Consider the following 10,227-nt stretch of genomic DNA (forward strand, 5'->3'; position numbering starts at 1 on the left):
GTGCCCGGGCATCTGCACCTTAATGAAAACGAAAACGGTTTTCAACTAGCTCTGGGGCGGGTGTCATGACGGTTTCGGGGCGAAGACGAGTTGCCGGGCCGCGCCGTCGTCGACCACCCGGACTCGCACCCCGTAGACCGGTTCGAGGACGCCGGGCACGCAGACCTGGGCGGGCGGTCCGGTGCACACGACCCTGCCGCCGTCGAGCAGGACGAGGCGGTCGCAGTACCGGGCGGCGAGGTTGAGGTCGTGGAGCACGACGACCGCTGTGGTTCCCAGCGACCGGACAAGGCTGAGCACCTCGTGCTGGTAGCGGACGTCGAGGTGGTTGGTGGGCTCGTCAAGCAGAAGGTGGTCAGCTTGCTGCGCCAGCGCCCTGGCGATCAGCACCCGCTGCTTCTCGCCCCCGGACAGCGTCGCGAACATCCGGTCGGCGAGGTGACGGGCTCCGACGCGGCGCAGTGCCGAGGCGGCGAGCTCGTGGTCGGCGGCGGTGTAGCCCTGAAACGCCGACCGGTGCGGCGAACGGCCGAGCAGGACCGTCTCCGCGACCGTCGACGGCACGTCCGGCGACGTCTCCTGGACGACCACCGACAGCCGGCGGGCCAGCTCGCCCGGGCGCATGGCCGCGACCGGCGTGCCGTCGAGCGTGACGAGTCCCGCCCGCGGGGCCAGTGACCGGTAGAGCGTGCGTAGCAGGGTCGTCTTGCCGCTGCCGTTCGGCCCTACCAGGCCGACGGTCTGGCCGGTCGCGGCGGCCAGACCGACCTGGTCGAGAACGGTGCGTCCGCCGAGGGAGACCTCGATGTCGGCCGCGCGGATCCCGCCCGCGCCGGGGCCGTCCGCGAGCGCGCCCACGTCACGCGCCGCGGTCGAGTTCCTCGGCGAGGAACTCGACCCCTTCGACCGCGGCCGGTTCCGGGTTGCGCAGCGCGTAGTCGAGCAGCACGACGCGGTCGTTTCTGATCGCGGACATGGCCGCGACGCCCGGGAGCGCCAGCAGCTTGGCCTTGGCCTGCTCCGCGGTCTCGCCGTCGAGCCCGTAGCTGAGCACGATCACGTCTGGGTCGCGGCCGATGAGTTCTTCCAGGCTGCCTTCGGCGTAGTTCTTGTCCAGGTCGGCGAACACGTCGGTGACGCCGAGGGTGTCGAGCTGGTCGTGCAGGATGTTGCGTCGGCCGGTCACCGACAGCTCGGTGCCCCAGAAGTAGGCGCCCGCCGCGGTGAGCTCGCCCGAGCCCGCCGCCGCCTCGCCCGCGGCGGTGAGCCGGGCCTTGAGATCGGTCACCGCCCTGTTCGCGACGTCGGACGTCCCGAAGATCTGTCCGTAGAGCGATAGGTCGGTCCAGATCGCCTCGAACGTGGTCGAGGCCTCGTCACCGGTGCCGGTGTCGTGCCCGCACTCGCCGGTGACCAGCAGGTTCGCCAGGCCCGCGCCTTCGACGTCGGCGGCGGTGGTCGCGAACAGGCCGGACCCGATGACGATGTCGGCCCCGGAGCCGAGCAGGTTCTCCAGTGTCGGGTCGTCGGAGGTGACGATCGGGACGTCGTCGAAGAGGTCGGCGGCCGGGCCGTACAGGGGCGTCCCGAACTCGCCGGACCGTCCGACCACCCGGTCGGCGGCGCCGGCGGCGGCGAGCAGGCTCGGCGCGGTGGTGCCGACGGTCAGCACCGCTTGCGGCCTCGCGTCGAGGGTCACGTCGGCGCCGCAGTTGGACACCGTCGCGGGGAAGCTGAGGGCGGCGTGGCCACTCGACGGGGCCGTCTGCGCGGCGGGTTCCGGATCGTTCCCGCCGCAGGCGGCCAGTGAGCATGCCAGGGCCACCGTGGTCACGGCGGCCAGCACCCGTCCGGGTCTCATGCTTTTCCTTCCAGCTTGGTGGTGTGGGGTCGCGCCAGGTTGGTTGTGGGATCGCGCGCGGGAGGGCCCGGCGTGGGAAGGGCACGGTGGGCAGCGACGCGCCCGGGGTCAGCCGATGTCGGCCGCGCCGTGGAACCGGCGGACCAGCACCAGCAGGAACGGGGCGCCGACGAGCGCGGTGACGACCCCGAGGGGGATCTCGCGGGGCGCGAACACGGTCCGGGCGGCCACGTCCGCCCAGACGAGGAATCCCGCGCCGAGGAGCGCGGCCACGGGCAGCACGCGGCGGTGCTCGCCGCCGACCGCCCGGCGGGCGACGTGCGGCACGACGAGGCCGACGAACCCGATGGGTCCGGCGACCGCGACGACCGCGCCGACGCACACCGCGACGACGACGAACACCTGGGCGCGCAGCCTGGTCGGGCGGACGCCGAGGGTCAGCGCCGTCTCGTCGCCGATCGACAGGGCGTCGAGGCGCCGAGCCCAGTACGACAGCGCCACGAAGGTGAGGCAGACCGCCGCCACCGGCACCGGCAGCGACGACCAGCGGGCCTGGGTCAGCGAGCCGAGCAGCCAGAACAGCACGCCGCGCGCTCCGTTGACCGAGTCCGAGGCGAAGATCAGGAAGCTGGTCACGGCGGACAGGGCGTAGGACACGGTGACACCGGCGAGGACGAGTCTCATCGAGGTGAGCCGGCCGCCGACCCGGGCGATGGCGAACACCAGCGCGGTCGCGGCGACGCCACCGACGAAGGCGCTGCCCGACAGGCCCCAGGCGCTGCTGCCGAGGGAGGCGCTGAACAGCAGCGCCGCCGCCGCGCCGGTGGAGGCTCCGGAGGACACGCCGGTCAGGTACGGCTCGGCGAGCGCGTTGCGGACCAGTGCCTGCAACGCGACGCCGCACACGGCCAGCCCGGCGCCGACGAACACCGCGGTCAGTACCCGGGGGGCGCGCACCGTCCAGGCGATCGAATCCTCGGCCGTCGTCCAGCTCACTCGTTGCGGCCATCCGACGGTGTGATGGCCGATGACCTTCCAGACGGTCGCCAGCGGCACCGGAACCGGGCCGAGGCTGACGGCGAGAGCCGCACTGGTGACCAGGACCGCGGACAGGACGGCGATCCAGGTCAGAGCCCGCCGCGCTCGGCGGGTCCGGCCGAGGTCGTCGGCGGCGGGCTGGAGAGCGGTGGCGGCCGGCGCGGGCGCGGACGTGGTAGTCATACCGACGCCAGCCCCTCAGCCGAGCTGCGCGCGCATCAGCGACGCGAACGGTCCGGACCCCGTCAGCAGGTCCTCGGGGCGGCCCTGCTCGACGACCCGGCCGCCGTCGAGCACCACGACCAGGTCGGCGTCGCGCACGGTGGACAGCCGGTGAGCGATGATCAGGGTGGTGCGGCCGCGGCGGGCTTCGGCTGTCGCGGCGGCCACCGCGCGTTCGCTGTCGGCGTCCAGGTTCGACGCGGCCTCGTCGAGGACGAGCACGGCCGGGTCGCGCAGCAACGCCCGCGCGACGGCCACCCTTTGGCGCTGACCGCCCGACAGCGCCGCGCCGCGTTCGCCGACCGGGGTGTCGAGCCCGGCTGGCAGGCTGTCGGCGAACTCGGTGACCAGCGCCCGCTCGCACACGTCGGCGACCTCGGCGTCCGAGGCGTCCGGCCGGGCCAGCCGCACGTTGTGCGCGACCGTGGTGTTGAACAGGTAGACGTCCTGCGGGACGAGGCTGACCAGCTCCCGTACCTCGTGCTGGCTCAGATCGCCCACGGCGCGGCCCCCCAGGAGGACCTCGCCGCGGGTGGCGTCCCAGAACCGCAGAAGAAGATGCGCGATGGTGGTCTTGCCCGCCCCGGAACGCCCGACGAGCGCCACGGTGGCGCCGGCCGGAACCGTGAACGACACGCCGTCCAGCGCCAGCGGCAAACCGGGCCGGTACCGGAACCGGACGTCACGGAAGCAGACGTCCAGCGGCCCGGACGGCGCTGGCCGGCGGCTGTCACTCGATGGCGCCTGGTCGGTGTCGCCGCCGCGCCGGGGCACGGCGCCGGCCGTGGCCGGCGGCTCGGCGACGTTCGGCGCGGCATCCACGACCTCGAACACCCTGGCGGCGGCCGCGCGCAGCTCACCGAAGCGGGTGACCATGGCGAACGCCTCCATCAGCGGCACGAACGCCCCGGTCGCCACGACCACCATGACCGAGTAGGCGGTGAAGGTCAGGTCGCCGTCGACGAGCAGCCGGACGCCCAGCGCCAGCACGCCGAACGCGGTCGCGGCGAGCACGAACTCCGCCGTGCTCGACTCGACGCCGGTCCGCAGCGCGTAGCGGCGTGCCCGCCGGTTCACCGCCCGGGTGGCGGCCAGCAGCCGGTCGGTGTGGGCTGCCTGCCCGCCGAAGACGACCAGCTCACGCAGGCCCTGGACACCGTCGAGGGCCGCCGCCTTCAGGCCCGCCAGCTCGGCCCGGATGGCCCGACCCTGCTCGTCGGCCCGACGCCGGCCGACAAACGGCACCACCGCGACCACGGCCAGCCCGGCGGCGAGCACCGCGGCCGGCGGGCCCGCCAGCACGCCGACCACGCCCACCGCGCACAGTGGAGCCAGCACCGCGGCGAGGGCGGTCGCCGCGGTGTGGGCGTAGAACCACTCCAACGTCTCGACGTCGGCCATGGCCGTCCCGGCGACCTCACCGGTCCGGCGGCCCAGCAGCCCGCCGGGCGCGGTGCGCTCCAGCCCGTCGAACACCTCCAGGCGCAACGCCGCGAGCACCTTGAACGCCAGGTCGTGCGCGACCCACATCTCCGCCCAGTAGGCGGTCGCGTGACCCAGCACGAGCCCGGCCAGCAGCGTGAGCAGCCAACCGACGTCGCGCAGGGACGCGCCCCCGGCGACCTCGGCCACCATCGCGGCCCCGGTCGCGACGGCCGCGATGGAGGTGAGGTGCGTCGCCAGCGAGCAGCCCACCGTGGCGACGAAGGTCCGACGGTGGCGCCGCAGCACCGGGACCAGGCGCAGGATCGCGCCCCGCGGCTGCTCCTCGGGCTCGACGGCGCGGCTGGGCACGGGCACCTCCGCGGGGCCAGGCGGGGAGGCGGACACCGGCGTCGTGGTCACCGGGCGGCCCCCGATCCGACGGCCACCCGCTGCGCGGCGATCAGGTCGGCGTAGCGCCCGCCACGGGTGACGAGTTCGTCGTGACCACCCGTCTCCGCCACCCGGCCGTCGTCGAGGACGACGATCCGGTCGGCGTCGCGGATCGTCGACAGCCGGTGGGCGATCACCAGGGTGGTGCGCCCGGCTGACAGCCGCCGCATGGCCTCGGCGATCGTCTTCTCGCTGTCGGCGTCGATGCTCGACGTGGCCTCGTCGAGGACCAGGACCGGGCGGTCGGCGAGCAGGGCGCGGGCGATCGACAGGCGTTGGCGCTGACCGCCGGACAGGGTCAGACCGCGTTCGCCGATCACGGTGGCGTACCCGTCCGGCAGGTCGGCGACGAACTCGTGCGCGCTCGCGGCACGGGCGGCGTCGACGAGGTCGGCGTCGGAGGCACCGGGGTGGGCCAGCCGGAGGTTGTCGGCGACCGTGCCGTGGAACAGGTAGGTGTCCTGGGAGACGACGGATATCTGCCGCCGCAGCGAGGTCAGCGTCAGCGCGGCGATGTCCACGCCGTCGAGGGTGATGTGTCCCGAGCGGGGGTCGAAGAACCGCAGCAGCAGACTGACGGCTGTCGTCTTGCCCGCACCGGAGCGGCCGGTGAGCGCGACCGTCTCACCGGGCCCGACGGTGAAGCTGACGTCGGCCAGGGCTGGCTGCTCGCGGGCCGCGTAGGCGAAGGTCACCTCTTCGAACGCGATCGCGGGTGGCCCGGCCCGCCGCGTGAACTCGCGCGCGTCCGGACGTTCGGTGACCTCCGGGACCGTCGCGTAGAGCTCCCCGATCCGCTCGGCGGCGGAGACACCGAGGTAGCCGGCATGCCAGTACATGGTCAGTTCACGGAACGGCCGGAAGCAGGCGATCGCCAGCAGCAGGACGAAGAAGAGGTCGGTCGCGGGCAGCGCACCGGTCGCGACCCTGCCCGCGGCGACCGCGGTGGCCGCGGCGACTCCGAGGCTTTGGCCGAAGGCGGTCAGTCCCGTCTCGACCAGGGAGATCCGCATCGAGCGCATCGTCGACCGGTACAGGTGCCACGCCTTGCCCTCAAGAGCGTCCCGGCGCACGACCGCGGTGTCGAACGTCTTCAGAGTGGTCATCCCCTGCATGGCGTCGACATACTCGGCGTTGAGGTCGGCATAGGCGGCCCAATGGTCGTGCCCGCGGGCCGTCAACGCCCGGTCCCACAGCCGGGGCACCACCGGGATCGCCAACGCCACCGCCGCGACCGTCGCGGCCACGACGACGTCCCGTGACGCCAGCCAGCCGCAGACCGTCAGGACGGTCACAGCGGCGACGACCACCTGGGGCAGGTAACGGGAGTAGTAGGCCTCCAGCCCGTCCACGCCGTCCACGACCGTCGACGCCGCCGTGCCGGACCGCTCGCGGGCGAGATGGCCGGGACCGAGCGCGGCGACCTGGTCGAGCAGCCGCGTCCGCATCCCGGCGGTCACCACCGCGCCGGTCCGCCGGGCGGCCAGTTCACGGCCGAGCACCAGCCCAGCGCGCAGGGCGATGATCCCGGCCATCACCACCAGCGGGACCACCACGTCAGCGAACGTCGCCCCGCCGAACAGCCTGGCCAGCACGGTCGCGGCGGCGAACGCCTGCGCCAGCTGCGTGCCGGTGATCGCCAGACCGACGAGCACCGTGACCGCCAGCGGCCCTCGAAACGGCCCGGCAAGACGCAGCAGGCGACGGTGCAGCGTCACCACGGCCCGCCAATCGATGGCTCCGCGCAAGCGCGCGCCGCCAAATTGATCATCATGAGCACGAACATCACGACCCTTAATGAAAACCGTTTCCGTTATCGTAACGGATAGGTTCCGCACTCGCTACCTTGATCCGCCGTCCGCCGTCCGCCGTCCGCCGTCCGCCGTCCGCCGTCCGGCTCGGTCCTGCGTGGCACTGGTTCGGGGAGTGGAGGGCGGTGCGCGGCATCGGGCAACGTCTCGGGCGCCAGTCGCCCCGATCCGGTTGCTCGACGATCACTGATGCCGCAAGAGATCCTCATGGCTGATCAGTCGGGCGGAACCGGCCACCAGTCTCGGCTCGGCGGAGACGGGCGTCGGATGACCCGCGCCGTACGCGGCGCGGTTTGAAATCACACATGCGCATGTGTTTATATGTCTGTGTGGACGGCGTGACCGGCCTTGAGCCTGCCGCGGAGCTGTTGCGCGCGCTGGCCGCGCCCGTGCGCCTCGCGGCGATCCGAGAACTCGCCGAGGGTCCGCGCTACGTCCACGAACTGGTCGCGTCGCTGGGGGTCAGCCAGCCGCTGCTCTCGCAGCACCTGCGGGTGCTGCGAGGTGCCGGGCTCGTCGTCACGCGGCGGCACGGCCGGGAGATCGCCTACCTTCTCGCAGACCAGCACGTCGCGCACATCGTGCTGGACGCGATCGCTCATTCCCGGGAGGGTCCGCATGAGCACCCCGACGCTGCACGCCCCGCACCATGACGCCACCGAGCACACCCACCGGCTCGGGTGCGGCCACGTCGCCGTCCCGCACGCCGACCACGTCGACTACCTGCATGACGGCCACCTGCACCGGGCGCACGCCGACCACTACGACGAGTGCGAGCCGGCCGGGCACGTCGCGTGCGCGGGCCACAGCCACACCCACGGCGAGGGCTGCAGGCATGTGGCTGTCCCGCACGGCGACCATGTCGACTACGTACACGACGGCCACCGGCACGCCGCGCACGACGGCCACTGGGACGACCACTGATCGCCTGATGCCGTCACGCCCCGAACAGGGCCCGGGTCACGGGATGTGAACCGGCCGTCCGCGGTGTCTCCGGCGGCCTTGGCCGACGGTCCTGCTGTCGGCGAGGACGAGCACCCGCTCGGCCTGCCGGGCGGTGACCGCCAGGTCGTGCGTGATCAGCAGGAGGCCGAGACCGTGCCGCGTCCGCAGGCCGGCGAACAGCTCCATGAGCTGCTCGCCGGCCCGGTTGACGAACGGCCACGACCGTCGCGAGAGTCTCGGGTAGCGCGACTATTGTCCATAAGGGGGCATCTGGCAGAGATCTGACGGCCCTAAATGTCGGAATCGCCGTCGCCAATGCGGCCTCCGAGTGGCCGGGCCCCCATAGCAGCTGCGGATGTCAGCCCACTCCTGATCTGGCCGGCGATGGCAGAATCAGGTCACGTAGTGCCGGGCCGCGATCAGCGCGAGAGGCGGGAACGAGCCCGGAGCCGACCCAGGAGAAGGCCGATCACATGCCTGGAGCGGGTTCCTCCCCAGCCGGGCATGGTGTCCGCCGCGGTGGAAAGACTTCTCGGTCCACGAGGCAGGGCGCGGCCATCTCGGCAGCCCTCGGCGCCACAGAGACCTTCGCCACCGCGCAGGAACTGCACTCGCTGCTGCGGGCGACAGGCGACTCGATCGGCCTCACGACCGTCTACCGGCACCTCCAGGTACTCGTTGATCGTGGTGAGGTTGACGTACTGAGGCAGCCCGACGGCGAGACGCTGTACCGGCGATGCGTGAGCGAGGGTCACCACCATCACCTTGTCTGCCGGGCGTGCGGGTTGGCGGTCGAGGTCAGCAGTCCCGACGTCGAGGCCTGGGCGGCTCGCGTCGCGGCAGCCGAAGGGTTCGTCGACGTGACTCACACGGTCGAGATCTCGGGCCTGTGTCGCGCCTGCTCTCCGAGTCCTCGGCGTGACCCATAGACCGGCGTCGAGTCCCGGTCCGGCGCGCCGACCGAACGACCCCCTGCGGGCTCGTCGGGTAGGGCGAGGTGCTGTGCGCCGAGCGGAGGCGCCACCGGGGAACGCCCGTAAGTAAGTGTATTGATCCACTTGGTGCCTGGCTCGTGGTGTTGCGTGCTCATGACGACGTTCGGTCTCCTGACTCCCGTCCTGTCCCTCGTGCCGGGCTCGCGCGCCGACTGGGAGCGGGACAGCGGGATCGACGAGGCGCGCAGGATCGCCGAGGCGGCCGACAGCCTCGGCTACGACTACCTCACTGCAGGTACCTGCAGGCGGACCCGCGGCCGAGGCGAGCTCTCAGAAGGACGGTTCGCCCTTGAGCATGCCGCCGGCGTCGATGCGCAGGTTCAGGCCGGTGATGTACTTGGCGTCGTCGGAGGCGAGGAACAGCACCAGCGAGCTGACGTCGTTCGGCTCGATGTAGGGGATCGGCATGGCCTGCAGCACCGGGAACGCCAGCTCCGCGTCCTCGCGGGTGGGGTTCTCCAGGTCCGGGCGGAACGTCCTGTAGATCCGGTCGTTCTGCAGCAGGTTGGTGTTGACGTTCGTCGGGTGGATCGCGTTGAGCCGGATGTTGTGCGGCGCCAACTGCAGCGCGAGGACCTCGGTGTACTTGGCGACCGTCTGCTTGGCCCACGAGTAGCCGACGCCGCCGGTGTTGCCCATCACCTCGGTGGTGCCCTTCATCATCCCCGCGGTCGAGCCGGTCAGGATGATCGAGGCGCCGGCGGTCAGGTGCGGCAGGCTGACCGCCACGGTGTTCATCACGCCGATGAGGTCGACGTCGGTGACGTCGACGAATCCGCCGCACAGCGACAGGTCGTCCCAGGGGCACACCCCCGCGTTGCCGAGCACGATGTCGAGCCGGCCGAAACGAGCTATCCCTTCGTCGATCGCGGCCCGCAGCTGGGACCGCTCCCGGACGTCGGCCTTCACCGCGACGATGCCCCGGCCGAGCGCCTCGACCTCCTTCACGGTCTGGGCGAAGTCCTCGGGAGTCGCGAGCGGGTACGGGACGCTTTCGATCTGCTCACACAGATCGATCGCGATGATGTCCGCACCCTCACCGGCTAGCCGCAGCGCGTGGCTGCGGCCCTGGCCACGCGCCGCCCCGGTGATGAACGCGACCCGGCCATCGAGCTTGCCCATGCGAGAACCTTTCGACTGGAGACAGGAACACCCCGAACTTGCTGCGGGGCGTACGAGACGGTCAGGACACCGACCCGCGTGCGAGCGGCCGCTCGGCCGCCCAGGATCGGGCTCAGATCGCGATCGGTAGCTTGTCGTAGCCGCGGACGGTGCTGGTGTGCAGTCGTACGGCGTTGTCGTGGTCGACATCCCAGGTCGGGAAGCGGCGCAGGGTCTCCTCGATCGCGACGCGTCCCTCCAGCCGGGCGAGCGCCGCGCCGAGGCAGAAGTGGACGCCGTGGCCGAAGGAGACGTGGCTGTCGAAGCGGCGGTGGATGTCGTAGTGGTCGGGGTCGTCGTACTTGCGTTCGTCGCGGCC

Annotated in this window: 11 protein-coding genes; 3 read left to right on the forward strand and 8 right to left on the reverse strand. The window is 72.1% G+C overall.

Features of this window, described 5'->3' with window-relative positions; translation table 11 throughout:
- Positions 1-63 precede the first annotated feature (63 nt).
- From I6A81_RS26200 to I6A81_RS26220, 5 genes are all read right to left on the reverse strand, one after another.
- Positions 64-858 (reverse strand): ABC transporter ATP-binding protein, encoded by a 795-nt coding sequence (locus tag I6A81_RS26200; RefSeq protein WP_307874920.1) that lies wholly within the window; start codon positions 856-858, stop codon positions 64-66.
- A 1-nt stretch (position 859) separates the two neighbouring features.
- Positions 860-1,861, reverse strand: a complete 1,002-nt coding sequence (locus I6A81_RS26205; RefSeq protein WP_203007127.1) for an ABC transporter substrate-binding protein — start codon at positions 1,859-1,861, stop codon at positions 860-862.
- A gap of 108 nt (positions 1,862-1,969) precedes the next feature.
- On the reverse strand, positions 1,970-3,082 hold the full coding sequence (locus tag I6A81_RS26210) for a FecCD family ABC transporter permease (protein WP_203007126.1): 1,113 nt from the start codon (positions 3,080-3,082) through the stop codon (positions 1,970-1,972).
- A gap of 15 nt (positions 3,083-3,097) precedes the next feature.
- Positions 3,098-4,966, reverse strand: coding sequence for an ABC transporter ATP-binding protein (locus I6A81_RS26215; protein WP_203007125.1), 1,869 nt, complete (start codon positions 4,964-4,966; stop codon positions 3,098-3,100).
- Positions 4,963-6,717, reverse strand: coding sequence for an ABC transporter ATP-binding protein/permease (locus I6A81_RS26220; protein WP_203007124.1), 1,755 nt, complete (start codon positions 6,715-6,717; stop codon positions 4,963-4,965). Before I6A81_RS26220 ends, I6A81_RS26215 begins: the two co-directional genes overlap by 4 nt.
- Positions 6,718-7,112: 395 nt before the next feature.
- Here I6A81_RS26220 and I6A81_RS26225 point away from each other — a divergent pair, with 395 nt between their 5' ends.
- Both I6A81_RS26225 and I6A81_RS43935 read left to right on the forward strand, forming a co-directional pair.
- Positions 7,113-7,460 carry an ArsR/SmtB family transcription factor gene (locus I6A81_RS26225; protein ID WP_238430847.1) on the forward strand — a complete coding sequence of 116 codons (348 nt, stop codon included), beginning with the start codon at positions 7,113-7,115 and terminating at the stop codon, positions 7,458-7,460.
- Positions 7,426-7,731 carry a hypothetical protein gene (locus I6A81_RS43935; RefSeq protein WP_238430846.1) on the forward strand — a complete coding sequence of 102 codons (306 nt, stop codon included), beginning with the start codon at positions 7,426-7,428 and terminating at the stop codon, positions 7,729-7,731. Before I6A81_RS26225 ends, I6A81_RS43935 begins: the two co-directional genes overlap by 35 nt.
- Before the next feature lie 36 nt (positions 7,732-7,767).
- Here the strand turns inward: I6A81_RS43935 and I6A81_RS26235 are convergent, their stop codons facing one another.
- Positions 7,768-7,938 carry a hypothetical protein gene (locus tag I6A81_RS26235; RefSeq protein WP_203010340.1) on the reverse strand — a complete coding sequence of 57 codons (171 nt, stop codon included), beginning with the start codon at positions 7,936-7,938 and terminating at the stop codon, positions 7,768-7,770.
- A gap of 287 nt (positions 7,939-8,225) precedes the next feature.
- On the opposite strand from I6A81_RS26235, the gene I6A81_RS26240 reads away from it, so the two are divergent.
- Positions 8,226-8,681 (forward strand): Fur family transcriptional regulator, encoded by a 456-nt coding sequence (locus I6A81_RS26240; protein WP_203007122.1) that lies wholly within the window; start codon positions 8,226-8,228, stop codon positions 8,679-8,681.
- A gap of 336 nt (positions 8,682-9,017) precedes the next feature.
- On the opposite strand, the gene I6A81_RS26245 is transcribed toward I6A81_RS26240, so the two are convergent.
- Together I6A81_RS26245 and I6A81_RS26250 are read right to left on the reverse strand one after the other, a co-directional pair.
- Complete coding sequence (locus I6A81_RS26245; protein ID WP_203007121.1) at positions 9,018-9,869, reverse strand: mycofactocin-coupled SDR family oxidoreductase; 852 nt, start codon at positions 9,867-9,869, stop codon at positions 9,018-9,020.
- A gap of 112 nt (positions 9,870-9,981) precedes the next feature.
- Positions 9,982-10,227: cytochrome P450 (locus I6A81_RS26250; protein WP_203007120.1), on the reverse strand; the 246-nt coding region annotated here is incomplete at its 5' end.

Origin of the sequence: Frankia nepalensis, from assembly GCF_016786325.1 — a bacterium.
Taxonomy (GTDB): Bacteria; Actinomycetota; Actinomycetes; order Frankiales; family Frankiaceae; genus Pseudofrankia; species Pseudofrankia nepalensis.